Origin of the sequence: Roseobacter sp. HKCCD5988 (assembly GCF_037830355.1) — a bacterium.
Classification (GTDB): Bacteria; Pseudomonadota; Alphaproteobacteria; order Rhodobacterales; family Rhodobacteraceae; genus M30B80.
The window spans coordinates 118216-143112 of the sequence record NZ_JBBLYJ010000003.1; the positions used below are offsets into that span (position 1 = coordinate 118216).

At 57.7% G+C, this 24897-nt stretch carries 24 protein-coding genes; 12 read left to right on the forward strand and 12 right to left on the reverse strand.

Annotation, left to right across the window (positions count from 1 at the left end):
• Window positions 1-105: 105 nt before the first annotated feature.
• Both AAC636_RS11975 and AAC636_RS11980 read right to left on the reverse strand, forming a co-directional pair.
• The gene (locus AAC636_RS11975) at window positions 106-588 is read right to left on the reverse strand and encodes a DNA polymerase III subunit chi (RefSeq protein WP_340301669.1); all 483 of its coding nucleotides are present in this window, start codon (window positions 586-588) and stop codon (window positions 106-108) included.
• On the reverse strand, window positions 588-2057 hold the full coding sequence (locus AAC636_RS11980; protein ID WP_340301670.1) for a leucyl aminopeptidase: 1470 nt from the start codon (window positions 2055-2057) through the stop codon (window positions 588-590). Before AAC636_RS11980 ends, AAC636_RS11975 begins: the two co-directional genes overlap by 1 nt.
• A gap of 210 nt (window positions 2058-2267) precedes the next feature.
• Here AAC636_RS11980 and lptF point away from each other — a divergent pair, with 210 nt between their 5' ends.
• From lptF to rsmA, 5 genes are all read left to right on the forward strand, one after another.
• Window positions 2268-3431: an LPS export ABC transporter permease LptF gene (gene lptF, locus AAC636_RS11985; RefSeq protein WP_340301671.1), complete on the forward strand. Its 1164-nt coding sequence runs from the start codon at window positions 2268-2270 to the stop codon at window positions 3429-3431.
• Window positions 3428-4522, forward strand: coding sequence for an LPS export ABC transporter permease LptG (lptG, locus tag AAC636_RS11990; RefSeq protein WP_340301672.1), 1095 nt, complete (start codon window positions 3428-3430; stop codon window positions 4520-4522). The genes lptF and lptG overlap by 4 nt, the downstream gene beginning before the upstream one ends.
• Window positions 4523-4662: 140 nt before the next feature.
• Window positions 4663-5922, forward strand: a complete 1260-nt coding sequence (locus tag AAC636_RS11995) for a peptidylprolyl isomerase (protein ID WP_340301673.1) — start codon at window positions 4663-4665, stop codon at window positions 5920-5922.
• A 4-nt stretch (window positions 5923-5926) separates the two neighbouring features.
• Window positions 5927-6913, forward strand: a complete 987-nt coding sequence (gene pdxA, locus AAC636_RS12000) for a 4-hydroxythreonine-4-phosphate dehydrogenase PdxA (RefSeq protein ID WP_340301674.1) — start codon at window positions 5927-5929, stop codon at window positions 6911-6913.
• Window positions 6910-7746, forward strand: coding sequence for a 16S rRNA (adenine(1518)-N(6)/adenine(1519)-N(6))-dimethyltransferase RsmA (gene rsmA / locus AAC636_RS12005; protein WP_340301675.1), 837 nt, complete (start codon window positions 6910-6912; stop codon window positions 7744-7746). Before pdxA ends, rsmA begins: the two co-directional genes overlap by 4 nt.
• Before the next feature lie 65 nt (window positions 7747-7811).
• Here rsmA and AAC636_RS12010 read toward each other — a convergent pair whose 3' ends face one another.
• From AAC636_RS12010 to AAC636_RS12025, 4 genes are all read right to left on the reverse strand, one after another.
• A complete protein-coding gene (locus tag AAC636_RS12010; RefSeq protein WP_340301676.1) occupies window positions 7812-8372 on the reverse strand; it encodes a DUF4167 domain-containing protein in 561 nt (186 codons plus the stop codon).
• 238 nt (window positions 8373-8610) lie between these two features.
• Complete coding sequence (gene prmC / locus AAC636_RS12015) at window positions 8611-9462, reverse strand: peptide chain release factor N(5)-glutamine methyltransferase (protein WP_340301677.1); 852 nt, start codon at window positions 9460-9462, stop codon at window positions 8611-8613.
• Complete coding sequence (gene prfA / locus AAC636_RS12020; RefSeq protein ID WP_340301678.1) at window positions 9459-10514, reverse strand: peptide chain release factor 1; 1056 nt, start codon at window positions 10512-10514, stop codon at window positions 9459-9461. Before prfA ends, prmC begins: the two co-directional genes overlap by 4 nt.
• Before the next feature lie 45 nt (window positions 10515-10559).
• Window positions 10560-11012 (reverse strand): DUF1499 domain-containing protein, encoded by a 453-nt coding sequence (locus AAC636_RS12025; RefSeq protein ID WP_340301679.1) that lies wholly within the window; start codon window positions 11010-11012, stop codon window positions 10560-10562.
• A 175-nt stretch (window positions 11013-11187) separates the two neighbouring features.
• On the opposite strand from AAC636_RS12025, the gene AAC636_RS12030 reads away from it, so the two are divergent.
• Window positions 11188-11394, forward strand: a complete 207-nt coding sequence (locus tag AAC636_RS12030) for a cold-shock protein (RefSeq protein WP_317655813.1) — start codon at window positions 11188-11190, stop codon at window positions 11392-11394.
• Between the two features lie 63 nt (window positions 11395-11457).
• Here the strand turns inward: AAC636_RS12030 and AAC636_RS12035 are convergent, their stop codons facing one another.
• Entirely contained in the window at window positions 11458-12393 is a 936-nt protein-coding gene (locus tag AAC636_RS12035; RefSeq protein WP_340301680.1) for a hydrogen peroxide-inducible genes activator, read from the reverse strand.
• A gap of 173 nt (window positions 12394-12566) precedes the next feature.
• Between AAC636_RS12035 and katG the strand changes: the two genes are divergently transcribed.
• Together katG and AAC636_RS12045 are read left to right on the forward strand one after the other, a co-directional pair.
• Window positions 12567-14729, forward strand: a complete 2163-nt coding sequence (gene katG, locus AAC636_RS12040) for a catalase/peroxidase HPI (protein WP_340301681.1) — start codon at window positions 12567-12569, stop codon at window positions 14727-14729.
• Window positions 14730-14915: 186 nt separating this feature from the next.
• Window positions 14916-15557, forward strand: coding sequence for a hypothetical protein (locus AAC636_RS12045; protein ID WP_340301682.1), 642 nt, complete (start codon window positions 14916-14918; stop codon window positions 15555-15557).
• On the opposite strand, the gene AAC636_RS12050 is transcribed toward AAC636_RS12045, so the two are convergent.
• The 5 genes from AAC636_RS12050 to AAC636_RS12070 all read right to left on the reverse strand — a co-directional run bounded on the left by AAC636_RS12050 (window position 15534) and on the right by AAC636_RS12070 (window position 19913).
• Window positions 15534-16304, reverse strand: a complete 771-nt coding sequence (locus AAC636_RS12050) for a maleate cis-trans isomerase family protein (protein WP_340301683.1) — start codon at window positions 16302-16304, stop codon at window positions 15534-15536. The two genes, AAC636_RS12045 and AAC636_RS12050, sit on opposite strands and share 24 nt — an antisense overlap.
• Window positions 16305-16597: 293 nt before the next feature.
• Entirely contained in the window at window positions 16598-17425 is an 828-nt protein-coding gene (locus AAC636_RS12055; RefSeq protein ID WP_340260343.1) for a sulfite exporter TauE/SafE family protein, read from the reverse strand.
• 111 nt (window positions 17426-17536) lie between these two features.
• Complete coding sequence (locus AAC636_RS12060) at window positions 17537-17986, reverse strand: YtoQ family protein (RefSeq protein ID WP_340301684.1); 450 nt, start codon at window positions 17984-17986, stop codon at window positions 17537-17539.
• Window positions 17977-18993: an Ldh family oxidoreductase gene (locus AAC636_RS12065; protein WP_340301685.1), complete on the reverse strand. Its 1017-nt coding sequence runs from the start codon at window positions 18991-18993 to the stop codon at window positions 17977-17979. The genes AAC636_RS12060 and AAC636_RS12065 overlap by 10 nt, the downstream gene beginning before the upstream one ends.
• A 32-nt stretch (window positions 18994-19025) precedes the next feature.
• On the reverse strand, window positions 19026-19913 hold the full coding sequence (locus tag AAC636_RS12070; RefSeq protein WP_340301686.1) for a LysR family transcriptional regulator: 888 nt from the start codon (window positions 19911-19913) through the stop codon (window positions 19026-19028).
• A gap of 95 nt (window positions 19914-20008) precedes the next feature.
• On the opposite strand from AAC636_RS12070, the gene AAC636_RS12075 reads away from it, so the two are divergent.
• From AAC636_RS12075 to AAC636_RS12090, 4 genes are read left to right on the forward strand one after another with little or no spacing between them, the layout of a single operon-like run.
• Window positions 20009-21457 (forward strand): aldehyde dehydrogenase family protein, encoded by a 1449-nt coding sequence (locus AAC636_RS12075; protein ID WP_340301687.1) that lies wholly within the window; start codon window positions 20009-20011, stop codon window positions 21455-21457.
• The gene (locus tag AAC636_RS12080; RefSeq protein ID WP_340301688.1) at window positions 21454-22494 is read left to right on the forward strand and encodes a membrane dipeptidase; all 1041 of its coding nucleotides are present in this window, start codon (window positions 21454-21456) and stop codon (window positions 22492-22494) included. The genes AAC636_RS12075 and AAC636_RS12080 overlap by 4 nt, the downstream gene beginning before the upstream one ends.
• Window positions 22491-24191 (forward strand): hypothetical protein, encoded by a 1701-nt coding sequence (locus tag AAC636_RS12085; RefSeq protein ID WP_340301689.1) that lies wholly within the window; start codon window positions 22491-22493, stop codon window positions 24189-24191. The genes AAC636_RS12080 and AAC636_RS12085 overlap by 4 nt, the downstream gene beginning before the upstream one ends.
• Window positions 24181-24843 (forward strand): DUF3726 domain-containing protein, encoded by a 663-nt coding sequence (locus AAC636_RS12090; RefSeq protein WP_340301690.1) that lies wholly within the window; start codon window positions 24181-24183, stop codon window positions 24841-24843. Before AAC636_RS12085 ends, AAC636_RS12090 begins: the two co-directional genes overlap by 11 nt.
• Window positions 24844-24897 lie beyond the last annotated feature (54 nt).

Consider the following 24897-nt stretch of genomic DNA (forward strand, 5'->3'; position numbering starts at 1 on the left):
CTCCTCAACGACTGATGGGCGCACAATCATGGCCCAAGGTGACGAGGGTTCTAGAGGATGGAGTCCTAATAATTCGTCAAAGCAATTCGGTTTTTCATCAAAACATTAATCTTTTGTCGAAGGTTGTGGATGTTCGCGTTCCATTTTCCACGCACCTGAGGCCTGCGACCAATATTGAAGACGCAGGCCCGCCTCGGCAAAACTGCGCCAATGGTTGCGCGCATGGGTGAAGGCTGCCTCATCTTGGCCGTCAAAAACCAAAACAGCGCGGGTCAGGCCTGCGCAGTCCTCAGGTGTGATCGTGGCGCCGCCAATCGCCACCAGATAATCGGGGCGATTGGCGCGCAGATCGCCTGTGCCAATTAAAATGGGTTGAAGCTGGGCATCCGCCCCGCCCTCAACCCCGTGGGGCAGAAAGCGCTCGGGCGGATGCGCGGCCCATAAAAGGTCATCCATCCGCGCCACGCTTTGCGCATCGAGCGCGCGCAAGGCCACGCGCCACCCTTGCGCCAAAGCGCGCTCAATCAGCATGGGCAGAACCTGCTCAAGCCGCGAGCGGGTCAGATGGTAGAACCACAGTTCGGACATCAGCCTTCGTCAAACATATCTTGGATCAACCGATCCAGTGCCAAAACGCCCCAACCTGTTGCCCCCGCAGGGGCGTATTTGCTGTCTTTTGCAATCGAAGCAACGCCTGCAATATCAAGGTGAATCCAAGGCATGTCTTTCTTGACAAAACGCTGCAAGAATTTGGCCGCTGTGATCGAGCCCGCAGGCCGCCCGCCTGTGTTTTTAATATCGGCTATGCGGCTTTTGATCAGGTCATCATAGCTGTCATCCAATGGCATCGGCCATGCGCCTTCATCTTCGGCTTTCGCGGCCTTTAGGAAGGCTGCGCAAAGCGCATCATCATTTGCAAAAACGCCTGCATTGTCATGGCCCAGACCAATGATAATTGCGCCTGTCAGCGTGGCCAAATTTATCATCGCCCGAGGGGCAAAGCGTTCTTGGGCATACCACAGCACATCCGCAAGAACGAGGCGCCCTTCGGCATCGGTATTGATGACCTCGATTGTGTCCCCCTTCATTGAGACAACAACATCCCCAGGACGCTGCGCGCGACCATCGGGCATATTCTCAACCAAGCCGACCAGACCAACCACGTTGGCGCGCGCCTTGCGTAAGGCCAGACCTTTCATCACCCCCGCAACTACACCTGCGCCACCCATATCCATGGTCATATCTTCCATGCCTGCGGCGGGTTTTAGGCTGATGCCGCCTGTATCAAACACAACCCCCTTGCCCACGAGGGCAAAAGGCTGCGCATCACCTGCGCCCATCCATTCCATCACCACAACCTTGGACGGGCTTTCCGAGCCTTGCCCAACCCCCAAAAGGGCGCGCATTCCCAATTTTTCGAGCGCGGGTTCATCAAGAACCTCGACCTTAACGCCAAGCGCGGCCAAATCGCTGAGTTGTTCGGCAAAACTGGTGGTCGTCAGAACATTGGCAGGGGCGTTGACCAGATCACGGGTGAAAAACACCCCTTCCACCGCCGCCAAAAGCGGCGCGGCCTTTGTGGCAATCTCATCAGGTCTGCTGCAATAGAGCGTGACGCTGCCATAGCTTTCGGGGGTTTTGGATTTGTGATCGCCAAATTCATAGCCCCGCAAGACCACCCCAAGCGCCAAATCCGCGCTGCGTGCGAAATTGCCCGCACATACATGCAACTCTGATTTGCCGGCCGCGACCCGCAATTTAGCGCCCGCGCGGCGTGCCGCTTGCGCGGTGACGCGGCGCTCCGTTTTGAGGAGCAACACGGCCTCTGCCGACATGCCCGCAGGATAGGCCAAGACCATGACATCGCCCGGGCTTAATCCCTCCCATGCAGGGCTGCCAAGCGCCCGATCCACTGCGCCTTTGCTCAGGCGGTTCAAACGCCGCCCCGCTGCATCCAAACCACCCTCTGGCGTGGCCAAACAGGCAATCTTTCCCGAAAGCCCCTTAAGCGCATCAAGATCAATTTCGCAAAACTGTGTCGCGGATGGACGGGTCATGAAGATCCTCACATTGGTTGAAAGCGTCATTTAACGGCAACACTAGGGCGCAAACTGCGGCTTGACCAGATGGGCGATTGCATGAACCCGCGTCCTTCGCGCGCAAGCCTTGCATTAAGCCCCAAAAACCCCCAAAACCAAACGAACTTGTGGGCAATCAGGCCCGCTTGCGCCCCAAGGATATGGGCTCAATTTACAAAGGCTGCGAATTTGACACGATATGATCGTTATATCTTGCTCATGTGCCTCAGTTTCTTTGGCTTCTTCGCGCTTGTTTTGGTGTCCGTCTATTGGATCAACCAAGGGGTTGATTTGTTCGATCAATTGATCTCGGACGGCCAAACCATTTTGGCCTTCCTCGAACTGACCACATTGGCGCTGCCGCCGATTATCATGATGGTGCTGCCTGTGGCGGGGTTTGTGGCGACCCTTTATGTGTTCAACCGCCTGATCACCGATAGTGAATTGGTGATTTTGCAGACCGCCGGCATCTCGCCGCTGCGCCTGTTACGGCCCGTTTTCTATTTTGGGGCGATTATGGCGTTTTTGGTTGCGGGCCTCAGTAATGGTTTGGCCCCGCAGGCCGAAGCACAATTTCGCGAAAGATCAAACATTTTGGGCAATGATCTGGTCGCGCAGTTGCTGCGCGCGGGCGTGTTCCAATCCCCGATCTCGGGCATCACGATTTACATCAGCGATATTTCACCCGAAGGTGAGTTGCAGGGTCTGTTTATCCATGATCGGCGCAGCGAGACCCGCGAAGTGACCTATCGCGCGGATCGCGGGTATCTTTTGCGCGATGCGGAAAACGCGCGGATGATCTTGGTATCAGGGCGCAGTATCACCTTGGATCGGGTCACAAACCGCCTGAGCAATCTCAGCTTTGAGCGATTGAACTATGATATCACACAGACACTAAGCCCGACTGCATCAGGCAGTGACGAAGAGGGCGAAGTTCCGACCAAGAACGAGCGCGCGATGTCCACGCCTGCGCTGATTGCGGCGGATCAAGATCTTGCCAACCGCGCGGGCATTCCCCTTGATCGTATCAAATGGGAACTGCATTATCGTTTCGCGCAGGCGATGTTCGCGTTTTTTGTGCCTTTGATTGCGGCCAGTTGCCTGATGCTGCGCAATTTTTCGCGGCTTGGGTTATGGGCGCAGATCATGCTGGCCGTAGGGCTGGTGATCCCGTTGCAGATGAGCAAGAACCTTTTGAGCGCTCAGGTGATCAACGCGCCGCATTTGGCACCATTGGCCTATGTGCAGCCACTGCTCTGCGCCGTGGTGTTCGGGGCGGTGCTGTTGGCCGTATATAAAACCGCGCATTGGCGCCGGATGCGGCAGCCTGATCTGGTTGAGGGCGGCGCATGATCCTGCAACTTTACCTCTCGCAGCGTTATTTCAAAAACTTCCTCACCGTGTTGGCGATCTTTGCGGTGATCCACATGGTCGTGGATTTGACCGAACAGATGCGAAAAATCGCGCTCAACGGCGGGGATTTGGGCGATGCGCTCACGCTTGCGCTGCTCAATATGCCGTCAGCGCTTTATTCCCTCTTTCCGCTGGTTGTCATGCTGGCGACCTTGGTCTTTTTCCTGTCTCTGGCACGCAGTTCAGAATTGGTGGTGGTGCGGGCATCGGGGCGCTCGGCTTTGCGGGCCACGATGGCCCCAATTGGCGTGGCCGCCCTCATCGGGATCATAGGTCTTTTGGTGATCAACCCAATCGTGGCCGACACACAGATCGCGCATGAGCGTAAGTTGGCGCAGGTGCGTGGCGCACAGGAACGCACATTGGCCATCACGCAAGAAGGTCTTTGGCTACGCCAAGGCACGCGCGATCAGCAAACCGTCATCAACGCGCTGCGCGCCAATAGCGATGGCACGCAGTTATTTGACGTCACCTTTTATAATTTCGATACATTTGGCCGGATTGAACAGCGCATTGACGCCGATGAAGCGCGCCTTGGACTGCAATCATGGGATCTTACCCGCGCCAAGATCTGGGACTTAACCCAAACCAACCCCGAGGCCAGTGCAGAAAGTTTTGAAAGCTATGCCGTTCCTTCAACGCTGACGCGGGAACAAATTCTCGATTCCTTTGGGGATCCGAGCAATATCTCGATTTACGCCCTTCCCGATTTCATTACGCAGTTGCAGGAGGCGGGATTTGCGGGCCTGTCGCATCGGGTCTGGTTCCAGATGCAGTTGGCAAACCCCTTGATGCTGATGAGCATGGTCTTGATCGGTGCAAGCCTTACGATGCGTCACACCCGTTTTGGCCGCACGGGGCATTTGGTGCTCGCCGCGATTTTGTTGGGTTTTGGCCTCTATTTTCTGCGCAGCTTTGCCCAAGTTTTGGGTGAGAATGGTCAGCTTTCCGCCTTTATCGTTGCATGGACACCGCCCCTTGCGGGGTCGCTTTTGGCGCTTGGGGTGATTTTGCATATGGAAGATGGCTAAGACAGTAATGGATCGGCCCAATACATGCGGGGGGCATGAATTTCCCCTCGCTTCGCTTGCCCGCCTCTTGTAGGCTTGGCACAAATATAAAACGGGCGCTCTCACGCCGCCCCTCGCAAGAGTGACCGAAGAAGGACAAGATGAGTTCACATCACGTATCTTCCCCAATCTTGGGTAAATTCTTGGGCGCGCGCGCAGCGCGCAACCTGTGTTTTGGTGTGATCATGGGATGCGCCTGGGCGCTTGCCCCTGCACAAATGCGCGCGCAATCGCTCGATTTCACGCCCGTAATTGCGGTTAATGATAACGTGATCACCCAATATGAGGTGGATCAACGCGCCACATTTTTGGGCATCTTGAATGCACCAGGTGACCTACAGGCCCGCGCGCGCGATGTTTTGGTAGAGGAACGCCTGAAAATGGCCGCCGCCCAAGCAGCGGGGATCACAATCACCCAAGACCAGTTGATGATCGGAATTGACGAATTCGCCGCCCGCGCAAATTTGGACGGCCGAGGGTTGATTGATGCGCTTGAGAACGAGGGGGTCGCCTATGAGACCCTGCGCGATTTTATCAATGCAGGCCTTTTATGGCGCGAGATATTACGCAGTCGGTTTGGGGCACGCGCCCAAGTCTCTGAGGCCGAGATTGACCGCGCACTTGCGCTTGGCTCCAGCGGGGGCGGGGCGCAAATTCGTTTGGCGGAATTGATCCTGCCGATTGAAGGCAACGATATAGACACGCTGCGCGCTGAATTGCTGGCGATTGCCGAAGATGTGGACGGAAATCTGACGGCTTTTGCCGATGCCGCCCGCGCCCGTTCAGCCGCCCCTACCGCGGTGGATGGCGGTGCGTTGGATTGGCGTCCCCTGTCATCCCTGCCCCAAGGCCTGAGTGCCATGTTGATCACCTTGGATGTTGGTGACGTCACCGAACCCGTCCCTTTGGGGCCTGGGATTGGGATTTTTCAAATGCTGGGCTTTGAAGAGGCAGGATATCAATTCCCAACGCCGAGCAGTTATGATTACGCGACCATTCTGCTTTCAGGGCCAGATGCCGCCGCGCGCGCCGCTGAGATCGCCGCGCAAAATGACCGCTGCGATGATCTTTATGGCACCCTAGAAGGTCAGTTTGAACGGATCAGCGCCCCGCGCGCCGAAGTGCCCGCAGATATTGCGGCAGAGCTTGCTAAGCTTGACCCGAATGAAAGCTCGACCGCCCTGCGCCGCAACAATGGCGCCGACCTTCTGATGGTTTGGCTGTGCAATCGCACAGTCGAGCTTGAAGATGGCGCGCGCGAGGAAATTCGCCAAGCCTTGTTCTCGCAGCGCCTTGAGACTTATGCTTCTGGCTATCTTGAGGAATTGCGCGCGGACGCCATCATCCGTGATTTGGACTGATTCCATGGGTGCGGGCACGACCGGCCCCATTGCGCTCAGCTGTGGGGAGCCTGCGGGGATTGGCCCCGAGATTGCCTCAAAAGCGTGGCATGAATTGCGGGGGGAGGTTCCTTTTTTTGTCATTGGGGATGCGGATCATTTCAACGGGCATGGCGCACCTATTGTCAAAATATCTCAGGCAAGTGCCGCCTTTGCCGCCTTTGGCGATGGGTTGCCAGTTCTGCACCGCGACTTTGGCCCCGCCCGTGTGGCAGGCCACCCCCAAGCAGCCCATGCGCAAGCCGTCATTGACGCAATCGCGGAGGCTGTAGAGCTTGCCCAATCGGGTGCAGCGCGCGCAATTTGCACCCTGCCCATCCATAAACACGCCCTGCAACAAGGCGCGGGTTTCGCCTATCCAGGCCATACGGAATATCTCGCGGCCTTGGCGGGCGGGGTGAAGGTAGTGATGATGTTGGCCTGCGCAGAATTACGCGTTGTGCCTGCCACCATCCACATCCCCCTCAGCGCGGTTCCTGCGACTTTTACCGCCGATCTATTGCGCGATGTGATCCGCGTGACCTCGGACGCAATGCAGCGTGATTTCAATCTGCAGTCCCCACGTTTTGCCGTGGCGGGCCTCAACCCCCATGCGGGCGAAAATGGCGCCATGGGGCGCGAGGAAATCGCGTGGATGATCCCCTGTCTGGAGGGATTGCGCGGCGAAGGTTACCAGATCGCGGGGCCACTCTCCGCAGATACGATGTTCCACCCTGAGGCGCGCGCGCGGTATGATGTATCCATCTGCGCCTATCATGATCAGGCGCTGATCCCGATCAAGACGCTTGATTTCTCAGGGGGGGTGAATGTGACGCTTGGCCTTCCCTTTATCCGCACCTCGCCCGATCATGGCACGGCCTTTGATATCGCGGGCACGGGCCGCGCAGATGCCACAAGCTTGGTCGCCGCGTTGCGCATGGCGGATCAAATGGCACAGGCGCGCGCGGCATGATTGATACCCTCCCCCCCCTGCGCGAGGTGATCGCAACCCATGATCTGCGCGCCAAGAAATCCTTGGGGCAGAATTTCCTGCTTGATCTGAACCTGACCGCAAAAATCGCCCGCATCGCGGGGGATTTAAGCGAATGTGATGTTCTGGAAATCGGCCCTGGCCCTGGTGGTTTGACCCGTGGCCTTTTGGCCGAAGGGGCGCGGCGCGTTGTGGCGATTGAAAAAGACGCGCGTTGCCTTCCTGCGTTGGCAGAAATCGCCGCCGCCTATCCCGACCGTCTGAGCGTTCTCAATGACGATGCTTTGGCCGTGGATTGGGCGGCGCATCTGAAACCGCCGATCCGTATCATCGCCAATCTGCCCTATAATGTGGGCACCGAATTGCTCATCCGTTGGCTGATCCCGCCTGTCTGGCCACCACAATGGTCAAGCCTGACCTTGATGTTCCAACGCGAAGTGGCCGAACGTATTGTGGCGCGCGAGGGCAGCAAGGCCTATGGCCGCTTGGCCGTCTTGGCGCAATGGCGCTGTGAGGCGCGGATTGCGCTGAACCTGACACCCGAGGCCTTCACCCCACCCCCAAAGGTCAGCTCTGCGGTTGTGCATTTAACAGCACTTGAGGCACCGAAATTTCCCGCAGATCAAAAGGTGCTGGAGCGCGTGGTTGCCAAAGCCTTTAATCAACGCCGCAAGATGCTGCGCGCCGCGCTGAAGGGGCTTTGCCCAGATATTGAGGGTCGCATCTTGGCCGCAGGGCTGCGCCCGACTGACCGCGCAGAAACAGTCAGCCTTGAAGGGTTTTGCGCCCTCGCCCGCGCTGTCGCGGCCGATTAAGGCAAGAAAAACCCCCGCACCAAGGATGGCACGGGGGCAATGTCATGCAACAAGGTCACGCGCGATTATTCGCCTTGCGCCTCGCTTGGGGCTGCAACCATTGGGGCGGCATCGCTGCCTGCCTCGTCAGATTTGCGCGGGCGGCGGGGGCCACGCGGCGCGCGTTTCGCGCGAGGTTTGCTTTCGGGCGTGTCGACCAAGGTGCTGGCCTCTTCCCCATCACCATCGGCGGCAATCGCCAAACCATCCGTCTCACTGGGCATGAACTCTTGGCCTGCATCCTGCGAAGTCTCGGCCTCGTCCTCGTTCGAATACCCACGGCGATCATGGCCATTCTGGCCGCCATTATGGCTTTGCTGCTCTTCGCGGCGCGCGTCCATCTCGCGCTGCGCCTCGCTTAGGAGGCGGGAATAATGCTCGGAGTGCTGCAAGAAATTTTCAGCGGCCACACGGTCATTGCTCAACTGGGCATCACGGGCCAATTGCTGATATTTGTCGATGATCTGCTGCGGTGTGCCGCGCACCTTGCCCTCTGGGCCAGAGCTGTCAAACACCCGATTGATGATATTGCCAACAGAGCGGTTGCGATTGCCCTTTGACCGCGAGCGGTTCTTTGATGATCTCATTGTTCTTATATAGTCCAGTGTTGAATCCATCCACGGCAGGGTGTCAGGCGACCTAATGCCAAGTCCGTGCCAATATCCACGATCAGCCTGTGCAATCTGTGCCTTTGTCCAGAATATCGTGGCTGTTATTTCGGGGGAATGTCTTGCTAATTCCTCTCCCGCGTTCTCCGCTTGCCATGGCTGAGGGGCGCTTACAAGCGGAAAGTTGCAAAAACGGCGAAATTATCAGCTTTTTCGCCTAGGAAAGCATCGCTTGCGCCACCACAACACGCGGCTTGCCTGCCAAGTCATGGATGACGCGCACAGACCGAAACCCTGCTTGAGCAAAGATTTGCGGCACCGTTTCGCCTTGATCATAGCCGATTTCGACCATGACCCCCCCATCGCGCGCAAGATAGGCGCCTGCCTGCGCCGCGATCACGCGATATGCGCTCAGCCCATCATGACCATCGGTCAGCGCCGCAGCGCGCTCATGCAAGCGCAGCTCTTCGGGTAAACCTGCATAAGTTGCCTGATCAATATAGGGCGGATTGGATAGGATCAGATCAAACATCGCGGGCTCTGGCAGCGCCGCAAACCATGGGCCTGTGAAAAACTGCAACCGCCCCGCCACGCCATGGGTCTTTGCATTTTGTCGCGCGCGGGCCAAAGCCCCCTCGTCCAAATCGGTTGCAACCCCTTGCGCCTCTGGCCGCGCGGCAAGCAGGCTGATTGCAATCACCCCCGTGCCTGTGCCCAGATCAAGAAAGCGCGTAAAGCCATACGAGAGTGCGGCCTCTACCAAGGTTTCCGTATCAGGCCGCGGGGCCAAATCCCCCGCCCCAACCACGAAATCCAATCCCATGAATGCAGATTTCCCAATGATATGGGCCACAGATTGTCCAGCAAGGCGGGCCTCCACCACTGCCTCAAAATCAGTGATGTGATTTTGGGCGGCCAGATCGTTGAGACAGGCTGACAACCCCGCCCCTGACAGGCCTGCGGCATGCGCCAATAAAAGGCGTGCATCGCGCTCAGCCTCATCTTGGGGCAAGCGCTGAGACAAACGCGCGCGCGCGGCGGCGTAAAGATCCCGATAGCGCGCGCTCACCCGTCCATCTCAGCCAACAGGGCGGCTTGATCATGGGCGGTCAGCGCGTCAATGATCTCGTCCAAATCACCCGACAAGACCTGATCCAACTTATACAAGGTCAGATTGATCCGATGATCTGTCATGCGCCCTTGGGGGAAATTGTAGGTGCGGATACGCTCGGAACGATCGCCCGTTCCCACCTGACTTTTGCGCGAAGCGGCGCGGGCATCATCGGCCTTTTGCCGTTCCAGATCATAAAGCCGCGCGCGCAAGACCTGCATTGCGATCTCGCGGTTGCGGTGTTGTGACTTCTCCGACGAGGTGACGATGATCCCCGTGGGCAAATGGGTGATGCGCACGGCGCTGTCTGTGGTGTTCACATGCTGACCACCCGCGCCTGAGGCGCGCATTGTATCAATACGGATATCGGCGGCTGGGATATCGATATCAACATCTTCGGCTTCGGGCAGTACAGCCACAGTCGCGGCGGACGTATGGATACGCCCGCCTGATTCCGTTTCTGGCACCCGCTGCACGCGATGAACGCCAGACTCGTATTTCATTCGCGCAAAAACACCCTCGCCCACGATCCGTGCGGTCACTTCACGCACGCCGCCAAGCTCGGAGAGCTGCTGCTCGATCAATTCAAATTGCCAACCACGCGCCTCGGCGTAGCGTTGATACATCCGCAGCAAATCGCCCGCAAAAAGGGCCGCCTCATCGCCGCCCGTTCCAGGGCGAATTTCAAGAATGGCAGGGCGGGCATCGGCCGCATCTTTGGGCAAAAGCGCAATGCGCAATGAATATTCAACCTCAGGCAGCGCGATTTTCAGCCGTGCCAATTCGTCTTCAGCCAAGGCGCGCATCTCAGGATCGGCCAACATCGCCTCGGCCCCCTGAAGGTCAGATTTGATCTGCTGATATTCCTCAATCTGCGTGACCACAGGTTTCAGCTGCGCATATTCGCGACTGATTGCGGCAATCGCATCAGCGGCGGGGCCTGCGTTTAATTGCGCCTCGAGATACTCGAAGCGCTCGACAATTTGGCGAAGGGGTTCTGCTGGCAACATAGGCAGGGTTTGGCGAAGCGGCGCGGGCGCGTCAAGCCTGATTGATCAGCGCGCGTCCTGCAACGCAGCGAACCAATCGGCCACGCGTGCCGCATTCACCCCCAAATCGCTATAACCAAAGCGAGACCGCGAGAAGATCTGAACCCGCGTGCCCCCCTCATCGGTGGGATCAAGCGTTAGGCTGAGCGCGTCAGGAAAGCCCAACAAACGGCTGCGATAGACATAGGTGACAAAGCCCTGTGGTTGGCCTGCCAACAGAACGGCGCCATCGCTGGCGGCCTTCAGCGCGACATCTGCCGCCACATCCGCCAGATTGCGCGGCAACACCAAGGCCTCATCCCCCACCATTAGGGCGAAATTGGGGGTTGATGGCGGCACAGCCAAAGCGGGGCGAATATGATAGCGCGCGGCATCCATTGGCATCACGCGAAAGGCCACCGCCGCAAAAATTACGATGCCAAAAAGCGTTGCAACGGATATGAACAATTTGAACAGCATCTTTTACCCCCAACGATTTATCTTTACGCGAAGCCCATTTCATGCGACACGAGCGGCGCTAGTTATCTGATATCGCTCTTCTGTCCCTCTTTAAAGGCAACAGTGCAGCCTATCTCGCATGACGATTGCCAAGCTGCCACATGGTGTGGGCAGCATAATGACAGGAGACACGGAAATGGCCAATGGCACCGTGAAATGGTTCAATGCAACCAAAGGTTTCGGCTTCATCGCACCTGATGAAGGCGGCAAAGACGTATTCGTTCACATCTCTGGTGTTGAGCGTTCTGGCCTCAAAGGCCTCAACGACAACCAGAAAGTGACTTACGAGCTGGAAAAAGGCCGTGATGGCCGCGAAAGCGCCGTAAATATCACGCTGGTCTAAGGCATAAGCCTGATCCAGTTTGGATTGGAAAAGGTGGGCTTTGGCCCGCCTTTTTCTTTTTGGTTACGCGATTTTGGGCATAAGCCCGCCTGTCATGGCCTCGGACGCGCCCGTTTCTGCCGCCTCGCGCACCACATTGGCCAATTTGCGCAACTGATTGGAAAGCGGGCTTGTGCGCCGCCAAATAACCCCGATTTTGCGCGCAGGCGCAGGGGTGCGAAACCGCGCCAAGGCCACGCTCGCAGAGCGCGTCTCAACAGGCACAGCCATTTCAGGGATAAGCGTCACGCCAATCCCCGCCCCCACCATCTGCACAAGCGTTGACAGTGATGAGCCATCCATCACCTCGCGCGGGGTATTTGCGCCAAGCGTGCAAAAAGACAGGGCTTGGTCGCGGAAGCAATGCCCCTCCTCCAACAAAAGGAGTTTCATTTCGCGCAGGGAATTGGCATCGGGCACAGGCTTGCCCGCATCTTCGGGCGGGCGCACAAGAATGAAATCTTCTTGAAACACCTCCACCTCCTCAAAGCTGGGCTCAGATATGGGCAGGGCCACAATCGCCGCGTCCAACCGCCCTTCGGACAATTCCGAGATCAAGCGCGGGGTGATCGTTTCACGCAATGCCAAATTTGCCTGCGGGTAATACTGCCCCATCAAGCCCACCACACGGGGCAAAAGATATGGCGCAATGGTGGGGATCACACCAAGACGCAGGCGGCCCAAATCATCACCGCGCGCCGCACGCGCGCTATCGCCCAAATCGTCAACCTCGGCCAATATCCGCTGCGCGCGCGCCAAGAACCCAACCCCAAACGGGGTGGGTCGCACATGGCGGGCCGCGCGCTCGAACAGGGCCAGACCCAAACCATCCTCTAAGGCTTGAATTTGCATGGACAAAGCGGGCTGCGAGATCGCGGATGCGGCGGCCGCATTTCCAAAATGACCATGCTCGGCCACCGCGACCGCATATCGCAACTGTTTCAAGGTGATATTAGCCATAACAAAAACTGATTGCCTACATCAGAAAATCAAAATTAAACTAATCGCTCGATGATGCTAAAACAAGCCTAAGCGCCGTTTGCATGCGAATCCGTGCAACGGCCCTCTGATCACCGAGAACCGCACCCCGATGATGGGGCCTGCATGAGACAACCCAAAAGGAGACTGCCCTCATGGATGGAAATAACATTGGCAAATGCCCCGTGATGCATGGCGCGCAAACCGCGCTTGGCACAACTGTTACCGATTGGTGGCCAAATGCGTTGAACCTCGACATTTTGCACCAACATGATCGCAAGACCGATCCGATGGGCGAGGCTTTTGATTACCGCAAGCAATTGGAAAAGCTCGATATCGATGCGCTGAAGAAAGACATGCACGCGCTGATGACCGACAGCCAAGATTGGTGGCCTGCAGATTGGGGCCATTATGGTGGCTTGATGATCCGCATGGCCTGGCACGCGGCGGGCAGCTATCGCACCGCTGACGGTCGCGGCGGCGGCGGCACTGGCAACCAGCGTTTCGCGCCTTTGAACTCTTGGCCCGACAACACCAACCTGGACAAAGCCCGCCGCCTGCTGTGGCCAATCAAGAAAAAATACGGAAATTCAGTATCTTGGGCGGATTTATTTATCCTCGCAGGCAACATTGCTTATGAATCCATGGGCCTCAAAACCTTTGGCTATTCCTTTGGCCGCGCCGATATTTGGCATCCTGAAAAAGACATCTATTGGGGCGCAGAAAAAGATTGGCTGGGGTCTGAGCGTTATGCCGAAGATCGCGGGTCTGAGACATTGGAAAACCCGCTTGCGGCGGTTCAAATGGGCCTCATCTATGTGAACCCAGAAGGTGTGAATGGTCAGCCCGATCCGCTGCGCACCGCGCATGATGTGCGCGTGACCTTTGCCCGTATGGCGATGAATGACGAAGAAACCGTGGCCCTGACCGCAGGCGGTCACACAGTGGGCAAGGCGCATGGCAATGGTGATGCGGCCAATTTGGGTGCTGACCCTGAAGGTGCCGATGTGCATGAGCAGGGCCTCGGCTGGAACAACCACACCACCCGTGGCGTGGGCCGCGACACTGTCACCTCGGGCATCGAAGGTGCTTGGACAACTCACCCCACCAAATGGGATAACGGCTATTTCCATTTGCTGCTGAGCTATGACTGGGAATTAAAGAAATCCCCCGCAGGGGCATGGCAATGGGAACCTGTAAACATCAAGGAAGAAGACAAGCCCGTTGATGTCGAAGACCCATCTATCCGCTATAACCCGATCATGACGGATGCGGATATGGCAATGAAGATGGATCCCGAATATCGCAAGATTTCGGAAAAGTTCTATGCCGATCCTGAATATTTCTCGGAAACCTTCGCCCGCGCATGGTTCAAGCTGACCCACCGCGATATGGGGCCAAAGGCGCGTTATTTCGGGCCAGATGTGCCTTCCGAAGATCTGATCTGGCAAGACCCGATCCCTGCGGGCTCCACGACTTATGATGTGGATGCAGTCAAGGCGAAAATCGCGGCAACGGGCCTGTCCATCTCCGAGATGGTCGCGACCGCATGGGACAGCGCACGCACCTTCCGCGGGTCTGATATGCGCGGCGGCGCCAATGGCGCGCGCATTCGTCTGGCCCCACAAAAGGATTGGGAAGGCAACGAGCCGGCCCGCCTGCAAAAGGTGCTGGCCGCATTGGAACCCATCGCCGCGGAAATAGGCGCAAGCCTTGCGGATGTGATCGTTCTGGCGGGTAATGTCGGCGTCGAGCAGGCGGCCAAAGCCGCAGGTGTCGAGATCACCCTGCCCTTCACGCCAGGCCGTGGTGACGCCACCCAAGAGCAAACCGATATGGACAGCTTCGAAGTGCTAGAGCCCGTCCATGACGCGTTCCGCAACTGGTTGAAAGCGGATTACACCGTGCAACCAGAGGAGCTGATGTTGGATCGTGCGCAGCTTTTGGGCCTGACAGCGCCCCAAATGACCGCATTGATTGGCGGTATGCGTGTGCTTGGCACAAACCATGGCGGCAGCGCGCATGGGGTGTTTACGGATCGTGTTGGCACGCTGTCGACCGATTTCTTCGCGGCGCTGACCGACATGGCCTATAAGTGGGAACCTGCAGGGTCGAACCTCTACAACATAGTGTCTCGCAAAACAGGCGAAACAAAATGGACAGCCACCCGTGTGGATTTGGTTTTTGGCTCAAACTCAATCCTGCGCGCTTACGCCGAACTTTACGCACAAGACGATAATGCCGCGAAATTCGTGCATGATTTCGCCGCTGCGTGGACAAAGGTGATGAATGCAGACCGCTTTGACGCGGCCGCATAAAGCAGGCAGGTAAGAAAAGACAGGCGCGCGCCCCAAAAGGGCGCGCGTTTTTTATCTTTTACAGACCAGACCTGCCTGCTAGCCCTAGGCGCATGCAAACGGCACTTATATTGATCATTGCTTTGGCTGTTGCGGGTCTGTTGATCTGGCCACCCTTGGCAAAATCGACCCTCTGGCGCGCTATGGTTGGCGCTTGGCACAGATATGCTCGATGGGCAGGGTGTGATCCTATCCCCCGGGACAGAAACGGGCCCCGCAGCCCTGTTTTTGGTGTTTGGGCTGATTGTGACCGTGCAAGGTTTCGAAACGGTGCGGTATATGGGGGCAGAGTATGCCCCCGCGTTACGGATCCGCGCCATGCATATGGCGCTGCTTATCGCCACGCTGATCTATATGGCCTATCTTCTGCCCCTCAGCCTAATCTTTACGCCCGCCCCGCAAGCTGTCATTGAAACAGCCATTATCGACATGATGGGCCGTTTGGCCCCAATCCTTGCTCCGCTTTTGATGATTGCGGCGCTGAGTGCCCAGTTCAGCGCCGCCTTGGCCGATACGGGCGGATCAGGCGGGCTGCTGGCAGAATTGACCCGCGACCGCATCGGTGCGCGCCACGGCTATGTCATTTTGGGCGCAGTTGCGCTGATCCTTACATGGGTGGGCGATGTGTTTTCCATCATCGGCTATGCCTCCCGCGCCTTTGCCTTTTATTACGCGCTGCAAGCCGCGATTGCGGCGGCAGGCGCGGGCAATTGGCCAAAGCGCCTGTTCTTTTTTGCGATGGCCCTCCTGGGTGGGGCGATCACCCTATTCGGCACTTCGGGTGAATAGGGGCTCAGCCATTAAGCGCCCCACGCGCAAGGCGGGCCTAATCCCCGCCAATTGGCACATATGCCATGCCATCACTTGGTTGGACGACAGGGCAACGGCACCTGTCTCGGCCTCGATGGCATCAATGACATCTAAGGTGCGCAAATTCGTGCAGGATAAAAATACCGCTTCGGCCCCACCCCGTTGCAGCAGCGCCGTTGCCGCGCGGGTGACAGACGGGCCATCGATGAGCGCAACTGCATGTTCGCGCGCCTCGTTAAAGGTTCCGAACACGGGGCTTTTTACCCCTTGTGCCGCGACTACGGCGCGCAGGCGGCTTGAGACCTCGGGCACATAGGGCGACAAAAACGCCAAGCGCGTGATCCCCATATGACGGCAGGCCGCCACGAGCGCCGAAAGCGGGTCGGTCACATGGGTTGCGGGGCATCCTTTGCGCAGCAATTCAGCCACCCGCCCCGCCCCGATCACCGATGTCGCCGAGGTGCAACCATATCCCAATACATCAAAATCCAAAGCGGGCGGCATAAGGGCGGCGGCATCGCTTAGATGCCCCTCCATCGCAGCAAGACTGTCTGAACTGACGGTTTCAGCACTGGGGACACGGCTGATATACAGGGCCACTTCCTCTTGAGGCAAGATACGGCGCAGATCGTGTTCTAGCGTTTCATCGGATTGCAACACAACCATGCCCAACACGGCACGCCGCCCCAAAATAGGTGCAATAGTGTAGTCAAACACATCTTCCATGGCCAAGGGCCCCATGCGTGATCGCGATTACCATCTATGCTGCGGGGGTTTTGTGATAAATCATGCACGCCCTGCGACCTCTAATGGCCTATTTGCGCCGCTTTTGCCCCTTAGGCCAAGTCACCCATGCAATAAGAAAGACCAAGATAGAATTTTCTTATCAAGTGAAATCATCCATACGCAACTCTATGAATATGATAGCGTTTTCAACACTGCCAAGGGGCATGAGATCTGCAACCTATCTTATAGAAGCGTATTTATGCTGCATTGCTGCTACCCTTGGTGGTACCCGATTAGCCCGTTACAATCGCATAAACAAAGCGCAAACAGACCAACGCAAGGAAGAGGCCAAAGGCCAATTCCAAATGCCGCCGCGACAGGCTATGTGCCAATTTCACACCCAAATTAGCAGTCAGAAAGGTGGTTGGCACAAACAGGATCATCCCCAAGAAAGAGACATATCCGATGGCATCCATCGGTAAACCCTCTTGGCCGAGGCCCGCGATCATATAGCCAATCGCGCCGGGGACCGAGATCAAAACCCCAATCCCTGCCGATGTGGCCACCGCCTGATGAATGGGGCGGCCATGCAATGTCATGATCATATTCGAAATCTGACCCCCACCGATCCCCATCAGGGCCGACAAAAGGCCAATCAAACCACCATAGGAATAAAGCCCGGCCCCCGTGGGCAAATCAGCGCCCAAATCCCATTTCTTTGCACCAGAGATCATCTTGATCGCATTGGCCCCCGCCACCACGACAAAAACGATCTGAAAGATAAATGGCGGTGCAAAACGGGCCAAACCCGCGCCGATCAGCACACCTGCCAGAATGGGCAGCGCCCATGATTTCAACAGCGCCTCGTCTACCGCTCCGCGTGCCCGGTGGCCCATATAAGAGCGGATTGAGGTAGGAATGATAATGGCGAGTGAGGTGCCAACCGCCAACGGCATCCGTACCTCATCTGAGAGGCCCAAGAAGCCAAACACCTCATAAAGCACAGGCACAATCATCGCGCCCCCACCTACGCCGAATAGCCCCGCGAGCACGCCCGTCACTGCACCCGCTGCAAGCAGCATTACCGCCACGATGGCGAATTCCGCCGTCATGAAATCCATTTATTCACTCCAGAAAATGCGCAGCCCCCGTCACGGAATGTGCACGGCACGAGCGTCACTTTGGAGCCCATATACGAAAGCACCGTGGCGCTGCCAAGCGTAGAAAAGCATCTAAAGGGTGCCGTCAATCACGTAGGCCAGAATTTTCGCAACCTGTGCGGGCGTCTCAGTAACGGCAAAGGCCGCCGCATCAACCTCTTTTAGCGCGTGTTGATGATCTGCTCCATGCACCACAATCAGCGACTTGCCCAAGGCCGCAGCATATCCCGCGTCAAAGGCGGCGTTCCATTGTTTGTATTTCTCACCAAAGCGCACAACCACGATATCGGCATCTGCAATCGCCTTACGGGTGCGAATGGCGTTTATCTTTGCGCCTTTGTGATCGTGCCAGAATTTCTGATCCTCAGCTCCCAAAATGGCCACGCCGCAATCATCACTAGCGGCGTGATCGGTCACAGGCGCGGTAAAGCGAACAGACAGGCCCACTTCGGCACAGGCGGCGATGATCTCCTCGCGCCATGTCGTGTGAATCTCGCCCGAAAGGTAAACTGTTAAATCCATGGGTTCTCTTCCTGTCTCGTGGCGCGCCAGGCTGCCAATCCTGTGATCTTATCCCAAAGGGCCTGAGGCACATCCACCGATGTCTCCCGCACCCGCCCTTGGCCTGGAACACGCGCGCCCTCTTCTTCTGCCACAGCCTCCAACAGTCGCGTGATCCGCGCGCCAAACTGATCGCTAAATGTGCTCGCATCCATCGCAAAATAGAATTGCCCCAATCTATGCGGCGGCCCATCTGGCAATTTCAGCCCCCCGACATCCAACGAATTGACCGAGCCCGTCATCGCAGCGGCCAAGACCTCGGCCATAATGCCAAACCCCCACCCCTTATAGCCGCCCGCACTCAACAATGCGCCTTGCAAGGCCGCTTCGGGATCGGTTGTTGGGCGGCCTTCGGCATCTACGGCCCAACCCAATGGGATCTCCTCCCCTGCATATTTCGCCATGGTGATTTTCCCCAAAGCCACGGCCGAGGTTGAGAAATCAAAATGCACCGACAGCCCCCCTTGCCCATCAGGCACGGACATGGCGATGGGGTTGGTGCCGATGACGCGCCGCTTGCCATTTGGCGCCGCCACAACGGGCGAGGCGTTGGTAAAGCCGATGCACAGCTTGCCCGCTTGCGCGATTTGTTCGGTAAAATAACCAAGCGAGGTGCAGGTATGGCTTTGCGCCACGGCCAGCATGGCCACGCCTGTTTCATCCACCAGATCGCAGAATTGATCTTTGGCCGCGGCAAAGGCGGGTTGGGCAAAACCAAGCCGCGCATCCGACAAGATCGCAGCCGCCTTTGGACGGCTAACAACAGGCATGACCTGCCCATCAACACGCCCAGAGGACAATTGCACACAATAGCTTTCGACATATTGCAGGCCGCAAATCACATTGCCATGCGCCTCGGAATGGGCAGTAGCGCGGGCCACCTCCCCCGCCTGCCATGCGCCCGCCCCATGGGCCATGAGCGCGGCTTTGGTCACGGTTTCAATCTCGCTGATCGCCACTTGCGCCATGGCCGCCCTCCCTATGGTCGTTTTGTCAAAGGCTAAGGGCTTGGCGCAGGGGGTGCAAGCAAGTCCCAAAATGACTGCGCCACAGGGCTAAGATGGGCGGCGCAGTTCCTTATTTTACACAGCTCACGGCGGCTATGCGGATCATTAGGGGCAAAGAAGCGCAAGGCGGGGTCGGCTTCGGCCATCGCGGTTTGGGGCAAAATCGTGATCCCGATACCCGCCCGCACAAATGCCAAAAGTGCCGTGGTATTGCGCGCCTCAATGCGGCAATCTTGCAATCCTTCGGTCACGCTGGGGTGATCCACCAGATCGCAAAGCGGGTTGGCAATCAGCGGCTCGTGGATCAAATCTTGCCATTGCACGCCGCGCCCCTTGGTCTTCTGCGCAAATCGCCCGTCATGGCGCGCGACAATCCCCAAAGGGTCGCTCAAAAGGAGCTCCGCCTCAACGGATGGCGCGGCATTGGCACGCGGGGATTGCGAGATTATCCCAATATCCACCTCGCCCATTGCCACTTGTACAATCACACTGGCGGTGTCGCTGTCGCGAATATCAAGGCGCACATCAGGACGGGCCTGCGAAAAGGCCAAAACCGCGCGCGGCAAAAGCGTGATGGTCGCAGAAGGCACCGCCATGACCCGCACAGTTCCCGCCAAAGATCGCGCATGGCGCGCTATGGCATCGAGACTGCGGGTATAGGAATTGGCGGCGCGCCGCGCCTCCTCCAACACCAAACTTCCCAAAGGGGTGAGGCGATTTTTGCGATCCGTTTCAAAGAGGGGCGCGCCCACTTGGGCCTCAAGCTGTGACAGAGCCATCGACAGGGCCGATGGCGTGCGCCCCAATTTCTGGGCCGCAAGCGCCAAGGCCCCCTCTTCGGCCACGGCCAAAAACACGCGCAACATCTCTAACTTGATCATAGTTCAGAATTCTTGAAATTTATTTCAATAATTTGAGATTGCCTGAAGTATATCCCTCTGTCTAGGCTGAACGCGCGGTAACAAGGGACAGGTTTATGCAGGGTCAGAATTTCATCAATGGCATGTGGCGAGATGGCGTAGCGCAGATTGCGAATATCAACCCATCTGACACCAGCGATGTGATTGGCCATTTTGCCCAAGCCAGCCATGAAGATTTGACCGAAAGCTTGGCCGCGGCGCGGCGTGCACAGGCCGAATGGTGGGCCATGGGCATTGAGGCACGGCACAATGTGCTGATGGCCATTGGCACAGAGATGATGGCACGGGCCGATGAACTGGGCGAGATGATTTCCCGCGAGGAGGGAAAACCGCTCGCTGAAGGTCGCGGTGAGGCATATCGCGCGGGCCAATTCTTTACCTATTTCGCAGCAGAGGCGCTGCGCAATCAAGGCGACCATGCCGAAAGTGTGCGCGGCGGCATTGAGGTGGATGTGCGCCGCGAACCTGTAGGCGTTGTCGCGATCATCAGCCCCTGGAATTTTCCAATCGCAACGCCCGCGTGGAAAATCGCGCCTGCATTGGCCTTTGGCAATGCTGTGATCTGGAAGCCTGCCCACCTTACCCCTGCAAGCGCCGTTATGCTAACCGAGATTATCGCCCGCCAAAACATTCCCAACGGCCTGTTCAACTTGGTCATGGGCGCAGGGGGCACGATTGGGCAGGCTTTGGTGGAAAGTGCCGCGGTGGATGCCATCAGCTTTACAGGCTCGGTTCCCGTGGGCCGCGCCATTGCCGCATCAGCCATTCCCAATATGACCAAGCTGCAAATGGAAATGGGGTCAAAGAATCCAATACTCGTGATGGAGGATTGCGACCTTGATCTGGCTGTGGCCCATAGTGTGAATGCGGCTTTCGGGGGCACGGGTCAAAAATGCACCGCCGCCTCGCGTTTGATTGTGCATGAGAAAATCCATGATGCTTTTGTCGATAAATTAGTCGCGGCCACAAATAAGCTCGTGGTTGGCCCCGCCCTAGACAGCGCCACGCAAATCGGCCCTGTGGTGAGCGAAGCCCAGCTCAACAGCAATCTTGATTATATCGCCCTCGGTCAATCCGAAGGGGCCGAGCTTCTTTGTGGCGGAACCCGCGCTGAGGCGGAAACCACAGGCCATTTCATGCGCCCTGCGGTCTTTGCCAAGACCCGCAATGATATGCGGATCAACCGCGAAGAAATGTTTGCCCCCATCACATCGGCGATTAAGGTGGGCAGCTATGCCGAAGGGCTAGACGTTGCCAATGACAGCGAATTTGGTCTCACCGCAGGGATCATGACCAAAAGCCTTGCCCGCGCCGCCCATTTCCGCGCGCACATGCGGGCGGGCTGCGTGATGGTGAACCTTCCCACCGCAGGCACAGATTACCATGTGCCTTTCGGGGGACGGGGGGCATCCTCCTACGGGCCACGCGAACAAGGCCGCTATGCCGCAGAGTTTTACACGACAGTCAAAACCTCGTACCTTGGGGTCACGGGGGATTTGGAATGAGTGAAACAGGTGCGATGCATCCCGTGCAAAACCCGCTGATTGACGGGCTGCAATATGCCAATTGGTCGGAAAAAATCTTTCGCCAGATGCGCGAAGGCGGGGTGGATGCGGTGCATGTCACCATCACCTATCACGAGAATTTCCGTGAAACGGTTCTTAATATCGAAAAATGGAACCGCTGGTTCGAAACCTATCCAGACCTGATTTTTCAAGGCTTTGACGCAAGCGATATTGCCCGCGCGCGCGCCTCAGGGCGCACGGCAATTTTCTTTGGCTCGCAAAACCCCTCCTGCATCGAAGATGACATTGGGTTGGTCGAGGTTCTGCATCGCTTGGGTCTGCGGTTCATGCAATTGACCTATAATAACCAATCCCTGCTTGCCACGGGCTGCTATGAGGCCGAGGATACAGGCCTCACCCGCATGGGGCGCGAGGTGGTGGCCGAGATGAACCGCGTGGGTCTGGTCATCGACATGAGCCATTCGGGCGAACGCTCGACCTTCGAGGCGATGGAACACTCCACTCGCCCGATTGCAATCACCCATGCAAATCTGGCCAGTTGGCACCCTGCCTTGCGCAATAAATCCGATGATCTCTTACGCGCCCTTGGCCAATCGCGGGGGATGCTTGGCTTTTCGATCTATCCCCATCACCTGAAGGGCGGGTCTGCCTGCAGCTTGCAAAGTTTCTGCGACATGGTTGCGCGGGCCGCCGATTTGATGGGCGTCTCGCAGATCAGCATTGGAACGGATCTATGCCAAGATCAACCCGACAGCGTGGTCGAATGGATGCGGGTCGGGCGTTGGACGAAAAATATCGACTATGGCGAAGGCAGTGCCGCGCAGGCGGGGTTCCCGCCAATGCCTGATTTCTTTGCCGACAATCGCGATTTTGGCCGTTTGGCCGCAGGGCTGCGCGCAGCGGGGTTTGACGCGGGCAATGTCGCGGCAATCATGGGTGGAAATTGGCAGCGCTTTTTCAGCGAAAGTTTTGCCCCCGCTGTGCAGGCTGTCCCCAATACAAAGGCCGCGCAATGATGGATCGGGCGGCGCCCCATATCATGGGCCTTGCGCCGATTGCGCTGCGGGCGCCTGATACGGTCATGCGCCTCGCGCGGATGGGATCAGCCCACCCCACGCGGCTGTCATTTCTGCGCATCTTGCTGCGCCGCATTGAAACCGAAGGGTGGCGGTTTGAGCGGCGTATTTTTGATCTTGACGAAAATGGTGTTGGGTATGCCGTCTATTGCCTGCACGGGCCTAAGCGCAGTTATAGCCTTGTGGCCTTTGCCCATGATCTGCCTGCAGATCAACGTTCGGATCGGGTGATTGCGACTGCGTGGGATGCCACCTTTACCCTCTTTGATGGTATCCCCACCGCAGATGATATCACGCGGCTGAGCGCCAATGTGCCCCTGCAAGAGGCAGGGCGCATCAGCCCGCGGGAATTATCCCTCAGCCGCGCCAATCGGTCGGTCAGGTTGTTTGATCATGTTGTGGCCCGCTTGGCCACGGGCAAGCAGCCAGAACGCGATGCGCTTGATGAGGTGGGCTATTTAATGCGCACAACCGCCGTTTATGGCTCGTCCAAATTCGGGGCGGCGGAAAATGCCGATATTGCCACGCGGCCAGAATTATGCGCGCCGTTCCAAGCCGAGATGATGTCAGTTTGGCTGACCCGCAGCTTTACCATCGACCTTGTAAATCATCTGGCCCGCGCCAAAGGCGGGGCAGAGGCCACAACGCTTGCGCCCGCATTGGCCCGCAGTCTTGGGGTGGGAAATTCTACAGGTCTTGGCATGGCCCCGTTCTTGGTGCGTCACCCTGCCCTTTTGGACGCTTGGGTGCGGGTGCGCGAAAAGGCGCTTGCACGGGTGCGCGGCCAAAGACGGATGTCAGAGGCCGATTTGCGCGCGCTGATCGCGGGCTGCGAGGCCGCGCGCGACACGGGCGCGAAATGGCGCTCAAGTCACCCTGTGCAACTGGCCAAATTGGCAGATCTGCGAGGGGATTTAGAAAAGCTCCATCATCATCTCACCACAGGCCGCGAACATTGCGTGAAAGACCTGCCATGGAATGCGATATGGCATTGGGGGGAAGCGCATCTTAGCCTTGAGGGGCAAGAAATACTCTTGTCGATCCTGCTTGAACCCTGCGGCGCGCTGATTGACGATTTGGAAATGTCGCTGCGCGCAGACGAGCCACCCGCCCCCCCGATTGAGGGGCAAGCGCGGCTTGGCGATCTGCGCCGCGCGATTGAGGGCCGTTACGACTGGGCCTTGTCCTATGATTTCTCAACCCAAGAAGCACGAGCGCGGTTCTGGTATGTCTCGGAAGAAAAGCTTGAACCCCGCCTCGGTGCCCGCTTCGAGGAGGAGGGCGCAACCCGTGAAGCCCCCCTTGGCATCGCCTATTTGATCCGTCAGGCCTATGACGCGATGGCCGCCTACCCTGATGCCACGCCCGCCTATGCGTTTCTTTTGGCCCATCCCGAACACCGCCAAATTCTGCGCCGTCTACAATGGTTGGCGGGGCGCGATTATGGCGAGATTCGCGAAAACCTCATCGGCGCTGACATCCTGCCCATTGACATGATGCGCTATAAGCTGGCCTTTTTTGGGGCCAATCACTTTGATCCGCGCTCGGATAAGTGGCTGCGCATCAGCCTCTTTGCGGGGCAAGTTTTCCCTGAACATATCTGCGCACCCGCGCATGGGGGAGCAGATGCAGCTTAGCGCGGGGGAATGGGCCAGCTTGGGCATTAAGGCCGCGCGCGGCGCGGGCTATTCGTGGGGCTTGGCCGAGGAATTCGGCGCAAGTTTGGCGACTTTAGCGCAATGGGGCATCAACGGCGCAGGCCCTGCCCTTGCGTTATGTGCCGCGCAGGCGGTTTTGGGTCTGCCACAGATGACCGAGATTAACGGGGGCGTTTGGGGGCAAGCTGGCGCACCGATTTGCCCTGTCACAACGGGCGCGCTGATTTGTGATCTTGGGACGAGCCCGCAGGGTCTTTTTGGCTCAAGCCCCGTGACGCTTGCCGCTGTGGCCGAGCCGCTGATGCTGCTGCCGCTAGTGGATGGGCTGGCTGCGCGCGCGGGCCGCGCGGTGCAAATTACAACGCCCAAAGCCGCGCTTGTTTTTGGCGGGCTTGTCCCTTTGGCTGCGCGCGACATCACCGAATTTGTAGATAACGCGCGCGGTCACACCCTGACCCTCTGCGCCAAACCAAGCCCCTATGGCGCATCTGTGCTGCGCGCTCCCTATCCCCCGAAAATCACGCCACAGGCCTACGCAAGCCTTGATCGCTTTGCGCTTGCAACAACCGTGCCCGCCACGGCGCAATCGCGCGAGACGGGCGCAGGTGCGGGCTTGAGCGACAATGATTAATGAGAAGGATACCAAACAGCCCACCGCGGAGGTGGCAAAAAGACCAAGACGCTC